The organism is Paenibacillus lentimorbus NRRL B-30488, from assembly GCF_000411595.1.
Classification (GTDB): Bacteria; Bacillota; Bacilli; order Bacillales; family Bacillaceae; genus Bacillus; species Bacillus velezensis.
This window is the reverse complement of the sequence record NZ_ANAT01000018.1, coordinates 117728-134149: the sequence shown is the minus strand read 5'-3', so window position 1 is coordinate 134149 and position 16422 is coordinate 117728. Positions and strand designations below refer to the sequence as shown.

Here is a 16422-nt window from a genome sequence, read left to right as displayed (position 1 = left end):
GTTTTTCTTATGAAACCCCCTCGATCGAGAGGGGGTTTTTTGTCAGCGAAAACAGATGGAAAATGAATGAAAAAATATTAAATATACAATTGAATTAATTTTTATTCATGTTATAATGTTAAATAATTTCACAAAAACCAAGAAGGTGAACCCGTTGAAAATAGGTGTTATAGGCGCAACTGGTTATGGAGGCGCCGAACTTGTCAGGATTCTTAACCATCACCCTTATACAGAATATTGTATATTATATTCATCGAGCGACGAAGGGAAAGAATATGCCGCTTCATATCCGCATTTGAGGAATATAGCGTCACAATCACTTCAGCCGCTTCATATAGAAACGATTCGAAACGAAATTGATGTCATGTTTATAGCCGCGCCGCCCGGCGTTTCCGGAGAGTGGTCGCCCAGGCTGGCGGAGGCGGGCATCCCGGTCATTGATCTATCCGGTGATCTGCGGATTCAAAACCCGGCCGTGTATGAAAAGTGGTATAAGCGGAAGGCCGCTCCGAAAGAAACGATTCAAAGCGCGGTTTACGGTTTAGCCGAACTGCAAAAAGAAGAGATTCAGACTGCTAAGCTGATTGCCAATCCGGGATGTTTTCCGACGGCTGTGCTGCTCGGGCTCGCCCCGCTGGCGAAAAATAAGCTTTTACAAGATTCATTTCTGATTGTTGATGCGAAAACAGGCGTATCCGGTGCCGGCCGAAAAGCATCCATGGGCACTCATTATTCTGAGCTGAATGATAATTTCAAAATTTATAAGGTTAATGAGCATCAGCATACTCCGGAAATTGAACAGCAATTGGCGGCATGGCAGCCCGGTACAGGTCCGATCACGTTTTCCGCTCATTTGGCGCCGATGACAAGGGGCATTATGGCGACAATGTATACCGACGCCCCTCCGGGTATGTCTGCTGCACAGGTAAGAGAATTGTATTCCGAATTCTACAAAGATTCATATTTTGTCAGAATCAGGCCGGAAGGTGAATTTCCGGCGACGAAAGAGGTATACGGCAGCAATTTTTGTGATATCAGTGTCACCGTGGATGAGAGAACAAACCGTGCCACCATCGTTTCTGTCATAGATAATCTGATGAAAGGCGCCGCAGGGCAGGCGGTTCAAAATTTAAATATCATGAATGGCTGGCAGGAAGAAACGGGACTTACGATGACGCCAGTCTATCCATAGAACGAAAGAGGGATTCGAAAATATGATTCAGCTGAGTGAGGAAATCACAAAAATAAAAGGCGGCGTATCTTCGCCGAAAGGGTTTGAGGCAAAGGGCGTGCACTGCGGCCTGCGCTATTCAAAAAAAGATCTCGGAGCGATTATCAGCGAAGCGCCTGCAGTCAGTGCGGCGGTATATACGCAGAGCCATTTTCAGGCAGCGCCCTTGAAAGTGACGCAAGAGAGCTTAAAAAATGAGGCCGTGCTTCAGGCGGTTATCGTCAACAGCGCGATTGCCAACGCCTGTACGGGAGACCAAGGATTAAAGGACGCCTATGAAATGCGGGACGGCTTCGCGAGTCAGCTCGGCATTGAGCCGGAGCTTGTTGCGGTTTCGTCAACCGGGGTGATCGGCGAGCTTTTAGATATGAAAAAAATTCAGGCGGGCATTGAACAGCTCGGTCAAGCGCCGTCAGTGTCCGGAGCATTTGAAGAAGCCATTTTGACGACGGATACAGTGACGAAACAGACGTGTTATGAACTGGTGATCGGCGGAGACATCATCACGATCGGCGGAGCGGCGAAAGGCTCCGGCATGATCCACCCCAACATGGCGACAATGCTCGGCTTTGTCACAACGGACGCGGCCGTGGAAGAACAGTCGCTCAAAAACGCGCTCAGAGAGATTACGGATGTTTCATTTAACCAAATCACCGTTGACGGAGAAACATCGACGAATGACATGGTGCTTGTGATGGCGAACGGCTGCGCGGGGAATGATTGCCTGACGGAGCAGCACCCTGACTGGCCGGCATTTAAAAAGGGGTTAAAGCTTGTATGCGAAGACCTTGCCAAAGATATTGCCAGAGACGGTGAAGGAGCGACGAAATTAATTGAAGCCAGAGTCGAAGGCGCGAAAAATAACCTTGAGGCGAATATTATCGCCAAAAAAATCGTCGGCTCAAGCCTTGTGAAGACCGCCGTTTACGGCACAGACGCCAATTGGGGGCGCATCATCGGCGCAATAGGGCACAGTGCGGCAAGCGTAACGGCCGAACAAGTGGAAGTTTTCCTCGGCGGCCAGTGTCTGTTTAAAAACAACGAACCTCAGCCGTTTTCGGAAACTGATGCCAAGGAGTACTTATCAGGTGATGAGATTACGATTGCAGTCCGCCTGCAGGAAGGCTCCGGCAGCGGCCGGGCATGGGGATGTGACTTAACCTATGATTATATCAAAATCAATGCGAGCTATCGCACATAACAAAGGGGAGCGGCATGAAGAAAACCATCGTTTTTAAGTGCGGCGGAAGCGTAATCCGCGAGTTATCCGCCGATTTTTTTCAAAATGTAAAAGAGCTTATGCAATCGGGCTGGAACATTGCCGTCGTGCATGGAGGCGGCCCGGACATTTCAAGAATGCTGAAAACATTGCAGATTGAAACGGAATTTGTCGATGGACAGCGGAAAACGACCAAACCGGTGCTGGAAACAGCGGAAATGGTCTTGTCAGGGACGATCAATAAATTTTTCGTAACCGAACTCGCGAAAAACGGGCTGAAAGCCGCGGGAATATCAGGAAAGGACGGCGGTCTCCTTCAAGCATCTTACCTTAATCAAGACAAATACGGAGAAGTCGGCGAAATACAAAAAACCGATCCGTCAATCATCCAAGCGTTAATGAAAGCAGGCATCATTCCCGTTATCGCTCCGCTTTCCATGACAAGTAATTTCGAAACGCTGAACGTCAACGCAGACGCCGCGGCATCGGCCGTCGCTTCAGCCTTACACGCCGACAAACTTTTATTTGTCACGGATGTCGAAGGAATTATGGACGGAGAGAACAGGCTGGATACTTTGACGCCGCAAGAGATTCAGGCCCTCATAGATGACGGCGTGATTTCAGGAGGGATGATTCCGAAGGTAAACTCGGCATTATCGGCACTGAGTGAAGATGTCGAGGAAGTGATGATCGTAAACGGAAAAGGAGCGTTTTTCACCGATCAAGCCTTCCGAGGAACAAAAATCGTCAAAGAAAAGGAGAGCGTGTCATGAGCAGTCTATTTCAAACCTACAGCCGCTGGCCCATCGATATCAAAAAAGCGAAAGGGACAATCGCAGAGGATGAAAACGGAAAAACGTATCTCGATTTTATTCAGGGCATCGCCGTTTCCAATCTCGGCCATTGTCATGATGCGGTGACAGAAGCGGTGAAAGAACAGCTTGACAGCGTATGGCACGTTTCCAATCTGTTTAAAAATGATCTTCAGGAAAAAGCCGCGGCAAAGCTTGCCGAACATAGCGCGGGGGATCTCGTTTTCTTCTGCAACAGCGGGGCCGAAGCGAATGAAGGCGCCATTAAGCTTGCCCGTAAAGCAACGGGAAAGACAAAAATCGTAACATTCCATCAATCCTTTCACGGACGGACCTATGCGGGGATGGCCGCCACCGGACAAGACAAAATCAAAACCGGTTTCGGACCGATGCTTCAAGGCTTTCACTATCTTCCGTTCAATGATCCGTCGGCATTCAGCACGCTTTCAAAAGAGGATGATATCGCCGCCGTCATGCTTGAGACGGTGCAGGGAGAAGGGGGAGTCAATCCCGCCGATCCGGAATTCATCGAAGCCTTACAGACATTTTGCAAAGACAAACAGGCGCTGCTTATCGCAGACGAGATTCAAACCGGAATCGGCCGGACGGGCAAGGCATTCGGCTATGAGCATTTCGGCATTTCCCCGGACATTATCACTGCTGCGAAAGGGCTTGGAAACGGTTTTCCCGTCGGAGCCGTGATCGGCAAAAAGAAGCTTGGCGACGCCTTTACGCCGGGTACGCATGGTACGACTTTCGGCGGCAATAAGCTCGCCATGGCAGCTGTGAAAGCAACTTTGGACATTGTGTTTCAGCCGGACTTTCTCCAGGCGGCGGCAGACAAAGGCTCTTTTTTAAAAGCGCAGCTGAACCGTGAACTGACAGGGCCTTTTGTAAAAGAAATCCGCGGAAAAGGGTTATTAATCGGCATTGAATGCGCAGGTCCCGTGTCCGGCATCATCGGAGATCTGCAGGAACGCGGGCTTCTCGTGCTTCCGGCCGGACCGAATGTCATCAGGCTGCTCCCGCCGCTTACGGTTTCTGAAGAAGAAATGCTGTCGGCCGTCAGTATGCTGAAAGCAGCGATCGAAGCGCATTCGGCAGTGAAACGGTAATTTTTTCAATATAAAAGTATAAAAATTCATTTTTTAATTAATTATTCATCAAGAGGTGGGCTTTAGATGAAAGGCTATTTAGTATTGGAAGACGGAACATCATTCGGCGGTGAACTTGAAAAAGAGGCCCGCTGTGTTGGCGAAGCTGTTTTTTTCACCGGAATGACGGGCTATCAGGAAGTGCTTACAGACCCGTCATATAAGGGTCAGATCATCGTCTTTACGTATCCGCTGATCGGAAACTACGGAATTAATGAAAAAGACCTTGAAAGTAAAATTCCTCAAGTCAAAGCTGTTGCCGTCTATGAAGCGTGTGAACATTTTTCTCACCATGAAGCAGTCTCAAGCTTGAGAGAGTATTTAAATAAATGGAACATCCCGCTCTTAACCGAAGTGGACACACGGGCCGTCGTCAAAACCATCCGCTCCGGCGGCACGATGAACGCTGCCGTGTCAACAACAGGAGAAATTCCCGCAGCATCCGGAACACAAAACCCGGCGAAGCTGGCGCAGTCTGAAGACATCACTTCGATGGGGAACGGAGACCGGCATATTGCGCTGATTGATTTCGGTTATAAAAAATCAATCGCCTCGTCACTTGTAAAGCGCGGCTGTAAAGTAACGGTCATTCCGTATCAGCAGATGGATGCCGTTTATGACATTCAGCCTGACGGAATTGTGCTCTCAAACGGCCCGGGCGACCCGAAAGCGATTGCGCCGTACATGAACCGGATTACATCTTTACTCAGTGATTTCCCCGCACTCGGCATTTGCCTCGGGCATCAGCTGATTGCCCTGGCTTTCGGAGGAAATACGTATAAGCTGCCGTTCGGCCACAGGGGTGCCAACCATCCCGTCATTGACCGGAAAACGAAACGGGTGTTTATGACAAGCCAGAACCACAGCTATGTCGTCGATGAAGCGTCAATTGACGAATACGAACTATCGATCAGATTTCATCATGTCAATGATACATCAGTGGAAGGGCTCATTCATAAGCGCCTTCCCGTATTAAGCGTCCAGTTCCACCCTGAAGCTCACCCCGGACCGGCTGAGAGCGAGTGGATATTTGATGAATTTCTAGAGAAAGTGATACCAGCAAGGAGAGAAATCGCTCATGCCTAAAGATACAACCATTTCCAGCATATTAGTCATCGGCTCCGGCCCCATCATCATCGGCCAGGCGGCAGAATTTGATTATTCAGGAACGCAGGGCTGCATGGCTCTGAAAGAAGAAGGATACCGCGTTATTCTAGTCAATAACAACCCGGCAACGATTATGACGGATGAGGCGTTTGCCGATGAAATATATTTTGAACCGCTCACAACCGACAGCATCGAGGCCATTATTGAAAAAGAAAAACCCGACGGTCTGCTTGCCAATTTGGGCGGCCAGACGGCATTGAATTTAGCCGTTAAGCTTGAAGAAGCAGGCGTGCTGAAGAAGCATCACGTCAAGCTCTTAGGAACATCGGTGGAAACCATTCAAAAAGGCGAAGACCGGGAGCAGTTCCGCGCTCTGATGAAAGAGCTCGACCAGCCCGTTCCGGAAAGCGAAATCGTCGATAACGAAGAAGACGCCCTCCGCTTCGCTGAGTCTATCGGATTTCCGGTTATTCTGAGACCGGCGTACACGTTAGGCGGAAAGGGAGGCGGAATCGCGAAAACGAAAGAAGCGTTTCAGACGCTTATTAAACAGGCGCTGTTAGCAAGCCCGATCAGCCAATGCCTCGTCGAGAAAAGCATCGCCGGATTTAAAGAAATCGAATATGAGGTCATGCGCGACAGCAATCATACATGCATCACCGTCTGCAATATGGAAAACATCGATCCCGTCGGCGTGCATACAGGAGACTCTATCGTCGTCGCACCGTCCCAGACGTTAACGGATGAAGAATATCAGATGCTGCGTTCAGCAAGCCTGGCGATTATTTCGGCGCTGGATGTGGTCGGCGGCTGCAACATTCAATTTGCGCTGGACCCGTTCAGCAAACAGTACTATGTCATTGAAGTGAACCCGCGTGTCAGCCGTTCATCGGCCCTCGCGTCAAAAGCAACCGGCTACCCGATTGCCAAAATGGCGGCGAAACTTGCCGTCGGTTATACGCTCGACGAACTGAAAAATCCGCTGACGGGCTCTACTTATGCAAGCTTTGAACCGGCGCTTGATTATGTCATCGTCAAATTCCCGCGCTGGCCGTTTGATAAATTTAAACATGCCGACCGCACGCTCGGAACAAAGATGAAAGCGACGGGAGAGGTCATGGCGATCGAAAGAAATATGGAAGCGGCCATTCAAAAAGCGGCGGCCTCCCTTGAGCTGAAAACGATCGGCACCCGCCTGCCTGAACTCGGCGGCTGTACGATCAATCAGCTGTGGGAATTAGCGGTAACGCCGGATGACCGGAGATTTTTCGTCGTCATGGAACTGTTAAGCCGCGGTGAAACGATAGAAGATATCCATGCCAAAACGAAAATTGACCCGTTTTTTCTCCATGTATTCCGAAATATCATCACATTGGAAAACAAGCTGATGGAAGAAGGGGATCATCTGTCTGTCCCGCTTTTAAAGCAGGCGAAGGTAAAAGGCTTCACGGATGTCATGATCGCATCTCTCACGGGAAAAACGGAAGAAGACATCCGTGCTCTCAGAAAGAAATCAGGCATCGTCCCGTCGTTTAAAATCGTAGATACATGCGCCGCTGAATTTGATGCCAAGACGAATTATTTCTACTCCACCTACCTTGGGGAAAGCGACGGAGATGTCAGCCGAAAAGAGAAAAACGCGCTCTCATCATCGGCTCAGGCCCGATCCGCATCGGTCAGGGAGTGGAATTTGATTACAGCGCCGTCCACGGCGTCCTGACCCTGCAAAAGCTGGGGTATGAAACGATTATGATCAATAACAATCCGGAAACAGTAAGCACGGATTATGAAATCGCCGACCGGCTTTACTTTGAACCGCTGACGACAGAACATATTTTAAACGTGGCGGAACATGAAAACATTGATTTTGCCATCGTCCAGTTTGGGGGACAGACCGCGATCAATGCCGCTGAACCGCTGGAAAAAGCGGGCATTCCGCTGCTCGGAACATCCTTTGAAACCCTTGATGCGCTGGAGGATCGGGATCTGTTTTATCAGCTGCTTGATGATCTTGGCCTCAAACATGCCAAAGGCGAAACGGCTTATTCAAAAGAAGAAGCAACGGAAAAAGCAAGCCGAATCGGCTACCCCGTGCTGATCCGTCCGTCTTATGTCATCGGGGGGATGGGCATGATCATCGTTCATTCAGAAGCGCAAATGTCAGAGCTCCTGGAAAAAGAAGCGGGCATGCCGTACCCGATTTTGATTGATCAGTACATTACAGGAAAAGAATTGGAGATCGATCTGATTTCCGACGGACATGAAGTATTCGTGCCGACTTACACAGAGCACATTGAACGGGCCGGCGTCCATTCGGGCGACAGTTTTGCGATTCTTCCGGGTCCGTCTGTCACACCTGATATGCAGCGGAATATAAAAGAGGCCGCCGAAAAAATCGCGGTAAAACTGGCTTTTAAAGGCATTATGAACATTCAGTTTGTCATTGATGACAAAGGGGATATTCTCGTTCTTGAAGTGAATCCGCGGGCAAGCCGCACGGTTCCTGTCGTGTCTAAGGTGATGGGGGTGCCGATGATCCCGCTTGCCGCCAGATTGCTGGCCGGCGCTTCCCTTAAAGACATCAAGCCCGAGGTTCAAAATCAGCACGGAACGGCAGTGAAATTCCCGGTTTTTTCTTCTCACGCCATTCAGGATGTGGACGTAAAGCCCGGGCCGGAAATGAAGTCGACCGGAGAAGGCATGTGTGTCGCGTTTGACGCAGAAAGCGCACTGAAAAAAATCTACGCGCACGTCTGGGAGAAAAAAGGCAGCATCTATCTGGAAGGCTGTGATGCGGAATTGGAACGTCAGGCTCAAGAGGCGGGATTTACCGTATGCAAAGATGCGTTCCCGGCATGGGCAGAGCGAAAGGATAAAGCGGTCCATATTAATTTCAATCACTCTGAAGAAGCGCGTAAACAACGGATCGAAGCCATGACGCACGGTGTGACGGTCTTTACTGAACCGGAAACCGTAAAGGCATTTTTAGCAAGCGGCTCCGGCAAACCTCAGCCTGTATCGCTCAAAGATCTTTATCAAAAGGAAGTGGCATCATGCACACAATAAAAGCGGAACACACATTAACCCATTTGTACGGCAAAGATTTTCTTTCATTAAAAGATATCAGCCCGTCAGACATCAATGCGCTTTTGACAGAAGCTTCATTATTAAAACAACATCCGATACAGCCGATTTTCCAAGGGAAAACATTGGCGATGATTTTTGAAAAATCTTCAACCCGCACACGTGTGTCTTTTGAAGCGGGAATGGCCCAGCTCGGAGGAACGGGACTATTTCTTTCAAGCAGCGACCTGCAGCTTGGGCGGGGGGAGACGGTCGCGGATACGGCGAAGGTGCTGTCCGGCTTCGTTGATGCCATTATGATCCGCACCTTTGAGCATGAAAAAGTCGAAGAGCTTGCTGAGCATGCAGACATTCCCGTCATAAACGGGCTGACCGACCGGTATCACCCGTGTCAGGCACTCGCGGATCTGTTAACGATACAAGAAATAAAAGGAAAATTAAAAGGAGTAAAAGTCGCCTATATTGGTGACGGAAATAATGTCGCGCATTCACTTATGATCGGCTGCGCAAAAATGGGCTGTGACATTGCGGTTGCTTCGCCGAAAGGCTATGAAGCAGAGGAAGAGGCGGTGAATGCCGCGAGAGAAGCGGCGGCTGTTTCCGGAGCGAAAATCACCCTTACCGAAAATCCGCAGGAAGCGGTGCGGGGTGCAGACGTGATTTACTCTGACGTCTTCACGAGCATGGGGCAGGAGGAAGAGACGCAGCAGCGGCTGAATGTGTTTGCACCGTATCAAGTCAACGCCTCACTCGTCAGTCTCGCCAAACCCGACTATACATTTTTGCATTGCCTGCCGGCGCATCGGGAAGAAGAGGTCACGTCCGAGATTATCGACGGTCCGAACTCGGCGGTATTCCAGCAGGCGGAAAACCGGCTTCACGCGCAAAAAAGCGCTCCTGAAAGCTCTTCTTTACAAACAGGATGAACAAAAAAACCGCTGAATCTCATTCAGCGGTTTTTGATATTTCTCCGCATACAAGCGCATACTACATAAAAAAGAAAAAGGAGGAAATGACGTGGGACAGCAGCATCAATTCCGACCGGGACAAAAAGCGCCGAATAACGGTGTGTACGTTGAAATCGGCGAAACGGGAAGCATGGTCAAAAACCCGCAAAAAATCAAGCTTACGGTGGGAGAAATGTTCCCTGAAACTTCAAACCACAACAGATTGTGGACGTACCAACGAAAACCGTGAACACAAAAAAACCTGCTGAATAGCAGGTTTTTTATTTAATGCTGGTTTGCATCCTGTTTGACAGGCATGATCTCCGCAAGAACAAAGACTAGCACCGCAATAACCACGGCAATAACGGATGATTGCTTGAAATTGTACGCCGCGCTGTTCATGGAGGCGATCAAATAACAGGCCATATGTGTTAAAAGGAACGTCCAAATAAAACCGATAACTAACCGCACGTTTCCACCTCGTCCTTCATTTTATTCTACGTTGTATCATACCATACATAAAGCGCGGGCGGAAGGTCATTTTCTCATCAAAAAGCGCGCCTGAAACTGACATGTGCCCGCCTGTCCGGCCGTCAGACGGAAAATTCGGTTCCCGTGCTTGGGATAATAGCCAAAACATAGCAGCAAATAGGAGTTTATCCGATCCGTTTTCATTCTTCTTACATATGATAGCCAATAGAGAGATTAGGAGTAAAAGGAGGCGGGCAGGCATGGGGATAACGGAAAGATTTTTCCAATTCGGATCTGAGCTGAACGTCATCCATCTGCCGTATCGGCCGAACGGCTTCTGTGTCTTTATTCTGGGGGACAGAACCCACTTTGTCAGCCGGGACTCAAGCTTTTGGCTCGAACATGAAGGGAGAAACCGGCTGTTAAATACGCTGCTTGACAGAGGGTACACCATTTTCAACAGCAATTTATACGGACGGCATTGGGGTTCGGAAAAAGCCGCCCTTTACGCCAGACAGCTGATTCATTATGTGCTGAAACAAGAAACCCTCAATCCGAAAATACATTTGCTCGCAGAAGGCATGGGCGCCCTCATCGCCGATCAATTGCTGCAGTCTTCACCGGAGCATATCCGTTCAGCCGCAATGTTAGATCCTTGTCTTGATCTTCAAGCCCATTTTGAATCAGAGAAAGAAAATAAGTTTTTTATAAGCAGTTTCTGAGGGAAACGGCACAAAGCTTCGGTGTTTCTGAAAAAGAGGCAAGCTCACTGAGCTATCAGACCATTACCGGCTGCCGCACCCGCGTGCCGGTACATATATGGCAAAGAACGACCGGAGCGCCGTACCCGTACACCCTGCATGCGAACGCGTATAAAGAAGCCCGGGAAAAGACCGGAAGCAAGACTGATATCACGTATCACCTGCTTGAGAACCCTGCACGTATTTACAGAGCCATCTGCCGGTTTTTCCGCAGTCATGAAAAAGACCTGTAATGAATAGAATACAACAGCCATCTCTTTTCAGAGGGCTGTTTGGCTTGTGTGTGAATGAAAAACCGGAAAGGCGGCAGATGTGATGAAAACAGCGCTGATCATTGGAGCAGATGAATTTCTCGGCCTTTCATTGTGCGAACGGTTGATGGATGAGGGTGTGCACGTTGATGTCATTTTGGCAGAACCGGAGGATAAAACGAGGCAGCTGTATTTAGAAGAACGTTTAATGTGGCTCGCGAGAAACGGGCTTTTTCAAATAATAGGTGAAATCGGTGAAAAGGAATACGATCGTATCTGCGTTCAATACGGGAGCGGGTGTCTGCCCGAAGAAAGGGCTGAGCCTTTATATTGGATTGTTTACAGTGAGGATCAAGGAGACTGGGAAAAAAACGGTCAGCGGGATACGGCAAAAGCGATTATCCTTCCTCCCCTTTACGGTCCGTGGACGGAAGAAAAAGAAGATGGCGAAAGCAGGATCTTTTTAGAAGACGCGGTCTGCGGGCTGATGAATAAGCTGGAGGCTGACGGCACAGAAGACGAAAATCAGATTATTACCCTGGAAATAAAAGAAAAAACGCAAAAAACAGAAGCGGAAGAAAAAATTAAAGAATGGAAAAGACAATTTTCATCAATATTCGACATTTTTTAAGAAATACCTTCCATGTTATGTGCATTACCGCTACAATAAACGTATATCAATTATATATGTTATGAGTTTGAAAAGGGGTTGAACATGGCTTGATCACCAGGCTTGTCATGATCTTTTCTGTCCTCCTTTTATTGAGCGGATGCGCACAAACTCCGTTTAAAGGAAAAATTGAGAAGGTCGGAATGCTTTTTCCCGATACCATCAGTGACTTGGTATGGGGCACAAAAGGTTACAAAGGTTTATTAGCGATACAATCTGAATTTAACGTTGACGTTTATTATAAAGAAAATATCAGATCCGATGAAGATATTTTAAAAGCGATAGATGATTTTCATAAAAAAGGAGTCAATCTTTTATACGGGCACGGAAATGAATACGAGGAAATCTTCAATATGATCAGCAAGGATTATCCCGACATGGAATTCGTCGTCGCAAACGGAACGGCGAAAAGCGATAATGTCACAAGCGTTCACCTTATGGGAGAAGCAATGGGCTTTTTCGGGGGAATGACGGCCGCCCATATGTCAAAAACCAATGAGGTAGGTGTCATCGCCTCCTTTCTGTGGCAGCCAGAAGTAGACGGCTTTATCAAAGGGGCGAAATATGAAAAGCCTGATATCACCGTCAATACTGAATTTACGGACCACTGGGATAACGGCAATGAAGCGCTGCATCTTTATGAGAAGTTAAAAGCGGAAGGCACGGATGTTGTATATCCGGCCGGAGACGGGTATAATGTTCCTGTCATTCAGCAAATCAAAAAAGACGGGCTTTACGCCATCGGCTATGTCGCCGAGCAATCGAATCTCGGCAAAAACACGGTGCTGACAAGCACGGTGCAAAACGTAGATAAAGCCTATACATTAATTGCCGAGCAATATAATAAAGGTACGCTCAAGAGCGGAGATCACGACTTTGATTTCAGGGAAGGAGTCGTTGAAATGGGGACGTTCAGCCCGCTGGTGGACAAAGCGTTTCAAGACAAAATCTCAGACCTTGTAAAAACGTATAACCAAACAAATGAACTGCCGTCAAATGAATAGAGGTGGATACACATGCAGCATGAAAAGTCTCTTGAATTTATGCAGATCGCGATGAAATACCTGCCGGAAGCAAAGGCGGAGCTTGAGAAATCCGGCATAGATCTGTCTATGGAAATGATTCAGCCGTTTATGGACCTGTTTACATCGGTCATGGCGGAAGCGTATGAGCTTGGCAGATCTGATGCCGGGGAGCTGAATAAATAAAGAGAGCCACTTTTTCATGAAGTGGCTTTTCACATGATTTTTTCTTTATGGCGGACACCATCGGCGCAAAGTCTTTAAATACGGGCTTTAATTGATCCAGGGAGTTCATGATGGACCCCAGCTGATTCAACACGTGGTTGTAATCGATCTCTTCTTCGTTTTCAGCCTGAGGCTGCTCCGGGTTTTCTTCCGGCTCTTTATCCCGGTCTCTGGAATCGCCGAACATCATTTTGGAGAAAATATCCATAGTGAAGCCTCCTTTCGTCTTCCTTTTATTCTATGAGGAGCAGCGTCCGATAGTTTAGACGAATATATTGCCAACAGAAAAAAATAGGGTAGAATTAGTACCTGATACTAATAATTGATCATAACTAATTAGTTTTAAATTCATTATAAAAAAGGAGTCTTTTCCAATGAAAGCTGGAATTCTTGGCGTCGGCCGTTACATCCCGGAAAAAGTGCTGACAAATCATGATCTTGAACAAATGGTAGATACATCGGACGAGTGGATTCGTACGAGAACAGGTATAGAAGAAAGAAGAATCGCCGCGGAAGATATGTATTCATCCGGCATGGCCGCCGAGGCTGCGCAAAAAGCGCTTGATCAGGCCGGCATTTCCGCAGAGGAGCTTGATATGATCCTCGTGGCGACGGTTACTCCTGACCAGTCTTTCCCGACCGTTTCCTGTATGATACAAGAGAAGCTCGGGGCCAAAAAAGCGTGCGCGATGGATATCAGCGCCGCATGTGCGGGTTTTATGTACGGTATCGTAACCGCCAAACAATTCATTGAATCGCAAACATACAAACATGTCCTCGTGGTCGGCGTGGAAAAGCTCTCAAGCATTACCGACTGGGACGACCGTAATACGGCTGTGCTGTTCGGAGACGGAGCCGGAGCGGCGGTCATCGGACCGGTCAGCGACGACAGAGGCATACTGTCATTTGAGCTCGGAGCAGACGGTACAGGCGGTCAGCACTTGTACTTAGATGAAAAAGGGCATACAATCATGCATGGAAGAGAAGTATTCAAATTCGCCGTCCGGCAAATGGGTGAATCGAGTGTAAATGTTATTGAAAAAGCCGGCCTCTCCAAAGAGGACGTAGACTTTTTGATTCCGCATCAGGCAAACATCCGCATCATGGAAGCGGCACGGGAACGTTTGGAGCTTCCGGTTGAAAAGATGTCTAAAACAGTCCATAAATATGGAAACACATCCGCAGCATCCATTCCGATTTCATTAGTAGAGGAACTGGAAGCAGGCAAAATTAAAGACGGCGATGTCATCGTCATGGTCGGTTTCGGCGGAGGATTGACATGGGGCGCCATAGCAATACGCTGGGGACGATAAAAAAAGGTGAGGTGCACACAAGATGAGTAAAAAAAGAGTAGTCGTTACAGGGCTTGGAGCCCTGTCTCCGCTTGGAAACGACGCCGAAACAAGCTGGAAAAATGCAATCGGCGGCGTATCCGGAATCGGACCGATCACACGTGTGGAATCGGACGAGTATCCGGCGAAAGTAGCTGCTGAACTGAAAGATTTCAATATTGAAAATCACATGGATAAAAAAGAAGCGCGAAAAATGGACCGCTTCACGCAATATGCAGTCGTAGCCGCGAAAATGGCCGTTCAAGATGCCGGTCTGAACATCACAGACGAGATCGCGCCGAGAGTCGGCGTTTGGGTCGGATCCGGAATCGGCGGTCTTGAAACGCTTGAATCCCAATTCGAAATCTTCCTGACAAAAGGGCCGAGAAGGGTCAGCCCGTTCTTTGTTCCGATGATGATCCCGGATATGGCGACAGGCCAAATCTCAATCGCTCTCGGAGCAAAAGGAGTCAACTCTTGTACGGTGACGGCATGCGCGACGGGAACGAACTCAATCGGTGACGCGTTTAAAGTCATTCAGCGCGGCGATGCCGATGCGATGATTACGGGCGGAACGGAAGCGCCGCTGACAAGAATGTCATTTGCAGGCTTCAGCGCAAACAAAGCCCTTTCTACAAATCCTGATCCGAAAACGGCAAGCCGCCCGTTTGATAAAAACCGTGACGGCTTTGTCATGGGAGAAGGCGCGGGGATCGTCGTGCTTGAAGAGCTTGAGCATGCCCTTGCCCGCGGTGCGAAAATTTACGGGGAAATTGTCGGCTACGGCTCAACGGGTGACGCCTACCACATTACCGCGCCTGCCCAAGACGGGGAAGGCGGTGCGAGAGCGATGCAGGAAGCAATCAAAGATGCGGGCATCAAGCCTGAAGAAATTGATTACATCAACGCTCACGGCACAAGCACGTACTACAATGATAAATACGAGACAAAAGCCATTAAGACCGTTTTCGGTGATCATGCGTACAAGCTTGCCGTCAGTTCGACAAAATCAATGACGGGTCATTTGTTAGGCGCTGCCGGAGGAATTGAAGCAATCTTCTCCGTCATGGCAATTAAAGACGGCATTATCCCGCCGACGATTAACATTGAAACACCTGATGAAGAGTGTGATTTAGATTATGTACCGGACAAAGCGCGCGAGCAGGATGTCAACATCGTCCTCAGCAACTCGCTCGGCTTCGGCGGACATAATGCCACTTTGATCTTTAAAAAATATCAATAATACAGTTTTTGACCGGCTGCCTGAAAAAGGTGGCCGGTTTTTTTGTGCGTGCATATGATAACAACAAGAGGAGGCGAACCGGTATGAGCGTCAAGCAGACATATCAATGGATGGAAAAGGCGGCATCCGTAAATGACCTGGCCCCGCATCTTTTGCCGCTTTTTTCAGGGGCCGATAAGAAAGAGTGGAAGCCGATACTCGGGATGCTGCAAAACCACGGCATGTTCCGCCATCTGAAGGACGGTGTTAGGACCAGTAAACAGCTGGAAGAAAAAGGATGCTACAGCCATATTCAAAAGGAGGAAGCCTATTTAAAGGAGAAGTGGAACGGGCCGGACGTGCCGATCGTAGTTTTGCCCGTCGATGAACGAAACCGGAAAATCCGTCAGGAATTCGGATCAAAATCCGGTCTGGCCTTTCGGGACAAAATGTTCCTCTTTCTATCGTCGGATAGTTCCAATTCAGCTGTATCCGCCCTTATGACACATGAATATAATCACGTCTGCCGGTTAGAACATGTGACAAAGGACGAAAAAGATGAGACATTTCTTGATACAATCATGATGGAGGGGCTGGCAGAATATGCTGTATATGAGCGGTTCGGCTCAAGTCTTACGGCGGAATGGACGTCCTACTATACGCCTGAGCAGCTTGATTTTCTGTTTGAAAAAAGAGTCAAGCCGAACCTCCGCTTAACGAGAGACAGCAGAATGTTTTCCCAGCTGTTATACGGAAAAGGATACTTCCCCTCAATGCTCGGCTATGCCGTCGGATTCAATATAGTAAAAAATATTTAACCGATCATCAAAAAACAGTAAAAGAAGCATTGGCCATCCCTTCCAAAACCTTTCTGGAAGCAACGCTTTAATAGATTAAAAGAATGGAAATTATTTA

At 48.3% G+C, this 16422-nt stretch carries 12 protein-coding genes and 5 pseudogenes; 15 read left to right on the top strand and 2 right to left on the bottom strand.

Annotated elements, in window-relative coordinates:
- The first annotated feature begins 154 nt into the window (after positions 1-154).
- The 8 genes and pseudogenes from argC (at position 155) to D368_RS10650 (ending at position 9804) form a co-directional block, all read left to right on the top strand.
- Complete coding sequence (gene argC / locus D368_RS10685) at positions 155-1192, top strand: N-acetyl-gamma-glutamyl-phosphate reductase (protein ID WP_128574789.1); 1038 nt, start codon at positions 155-157, stop codon at positions 1190-1192.
- 22 nt (positions 1193-1214) lie between these two features.
- Entirely contained in the window at positions 1215-2432 is a 1218-nt protein-coding gene (gene argJ / locus D368_RS10680) for a bifunctional ornithine acetyltransferase/N-acetylglutamate synthase (protein ID WP_101562889.1), read from the top strand.
- Positions 2433-2446: 14 nt separating this feature from the next.
- A complete protein-coding gene (gene argB, locus D368_RS10675) occupies positions 2447-3223 on the top strand; it encodes an acetylglutamate kinase (RefSeq protein ID WP_128574788.1) in 777 nt (258 codons plus the stop codon).
- Positions 3220-4377, top strand: coding sequence for an acetylornithine transaminase (gene argD / locus D368_RS10670; protein ID WP_128574787.1), 1158 nt, complete (start codon positions 3220-3222; stop codon positions 4375-4377). Before argB ends, argD begins: the two co-directional genes overlap by 4 nt.
- Before the next feature lie 66 nt (positions 4378-4443).
- Complete coding sequence (locus D368_RS10665) at positions 4444-5502, top strand: carbamoyl phosphate synthase small subunit (RefSeq protein ID WP_128574786.1); 1059 nt, start codon at positions 4444-4446, stop codon at positions 5500-5502.
- A pseudogene (gene carB / locus D368_RS10660) lies at positions 5495-8589 on the top strand (carbamoyl-phosphate synthase (glutamine-hydrolyzing) large subunit). Before D368_RS10665 ends, carB begins: the two are co-directional and overlap by 8 nt.
- Positions 8577-9549: pseudogene (argF, locus tag D368_RS10655) on the top strand (ornithine carbamoyltransferase). The pseudogenes carB and argF overlap by 13 nt, the downstream one beginning before the upstream one ends.
- Before the next feature lie 75 nt (positions 9550-9624).
- Positions 9625-9804: a YjzC family protein gene (locus D368_RS10650; protein ID WP_003155070.1), complete on the top strand. Its 180-nt coding sequence runs from the start codon at positions 9625-9627 to the stop codon at positions 9802-9804.
- A gap of 35 nt (positions 9805-9839) precedes the next feature.
- On the opposite strand, the gene D368_RS10645 is transcribed toward D368_RS10650, so the two are convergent.
- Positions 9840-10025, bottom strand: a complete 186-nt coding sequence (locus D368_RS10645; protein WP_032874447.1) for a YjzD family protein — start codon at positions 10023-10025, stop codon at positions 9840-9842.
- Between the two features lie 260 nt (positions 10026-10285).
- Here D368_RS10645 and D368_RS10635 point away from each other — a divergent pair.
- The 4 genes and pseudogenes from D368_RS10635 (at position 10286) to D368_RS10620 (ending at position 12915) form a co-directional block, all read left to right on the top strand.
- Positions 10286-11019: pseudogene (locus D368_RS10635) on the top strand (lipase family protein).
- Between the two features lie 82 nt (positions 11020-11101).
- On the top strand, positions 11102-11668 hold the full coding sequence (locus D368_RS10630; RefSeq protein WP_071391998.1) for a hypothetical protein: 567 nt from the start codon (positions 11102-11104) through the stop codon (positions 11666-11668).
- A gap of 89 nt (positions 11669-11757) precedes the next feature.
- Positions 11758-12711 carry a BMP family ABC transporter substrate-binding protein gene (locus D368_RS10625; RefSeq protein ID WP_070081621.1) on the top strand — a complete coding sequence of 318 codons (954 nt, stop codon included), beginning with the start codon at positions 11758-11760 and terminating at the stop codon, positions 12709-12711.
- A gap of 12 nt (positions 12712-12723) precedes the next feature.
- Positions 12724-12915 (top strand): ComZ family protein, encoded by a 192-nt coding sequence (locus D368_RS10620; RefSeq protein WP_003155061.1) that lies wholly within the window; start codon positions 12724-12726, stop codon positions 12913-12915.
- Positions 12916-12952: 37 nt separating this feature from the next.
- On the opposite strand, the pseudogene D368_RS10615 reads toward D368_RS10620, so the two are convergent.
- Positions 12953-13162 (bottom strand): annotated as a pseudogene (locus D368_RS10615) (hypothetical protein); the annotation flags it as partial.
- A 166-nt stretch (positions 13163-13328) separates the two neighbouring features.
- On the opposite strand from D368_RS10615, the gene D368_RS10610 reads away from it, so the two are divergent.
- The 3 genes and pseudogenes from D368_RS10610 (at position 13329) to D368_RS10600 (ending at position 16396) form a co-directional block, all read left to right on the top strand.
- The gene (locus D368_RS10610; protein ID WP_007409122.1) at positions 13329-14267 is read left to right on the top strand and encodes a beta-ketoacyl-ACP synthase III; all 939 of its coding nucleotides are present in this window, start codon (positions 13329-13331) and stop codon (positions 14265-14267) included.
- Between the two features lie 22 nt (positions 14268-14289).
- Positions 14290-15528 (top strand): beta-ketoacyl-ACP synthase II, encoded by a 1239-nt coding sequence (fabF, locus tag D368_RS10605; protein WP_003155056.1) that lies wholly within the window; start codon positions 14290-14292, stop codon positions 15526-15528.
- Positions 15529-15611: 83 nt separating this feature from the next.
- Positions 15612-16396 (top strand): annotated as a pseudogene (locus D368_RS10600) (DUF2268 domain-containing putative Zn-dependent protease).
- Positions 16397-16422: the final 26 nt, after the last annotated feature.

What these genes read in the sequence shown, in the direction of transcription:
- argJ (WP_101562889.1), top strand. Translation starts at nt 1,215, where the DNA reads ATGATTCAGCTGAGTGAGGAAATCACAAAAATAAAAGGCGGCGTATCT.
- argB (WP_128574788.1), top strand. Translation starts at nt 2,447, where the DNA reads ATGAAGAAAACCATCGTTTTTAAGTGCGGCGGAAGCGTAATCCGCGAG.
- argD (WP_128574787.1), top strand. Translation starts at nt 3,220, where the DNA reads ATGAGCAGTCTATTTCAAACCTACAGCCGCTGGCCCATCGATATCAAA.
- D368_RS10665 (WP_128574786.1), top strand. Translation starts at nt 4,444, where the DNA reads ATGAAAGGCTATTTAGTATTGGAAGACGGAACATCATTCGGCGGTGAA.
- D368_RS10630 (WP_071391998.1), top strand. Translation starts at nt 11,102, where the DNA reads ATGAAAACAGCGCTGATCATTGGAGCAGATGAATTTCTCGGCCTTTCA.
- D368_RS10620 (WP_003155061.1), top strand. Translation starts at nt 12,724, where the DNA reads ATGCAGCATGAAAAGTCTCTTGAATTTATGCAGATCGCGATGAAATAC.
- D368_RS10610 (WP_007409122.1), top strand. Translation starts at nt 13,329, where the DNA reads ATGAAAGCTGGAATTCTTGGCGTCGGCCGTTACATCCCGGAAAAAGTG.
- fabF (WP_003155056.1), top strand. Translation starts at nt 14,290, where the DNA reads ATGAGTAAAAAAAGAGTAGTCGTTACAGGGCTTGGAGCCCTGTCTCCG.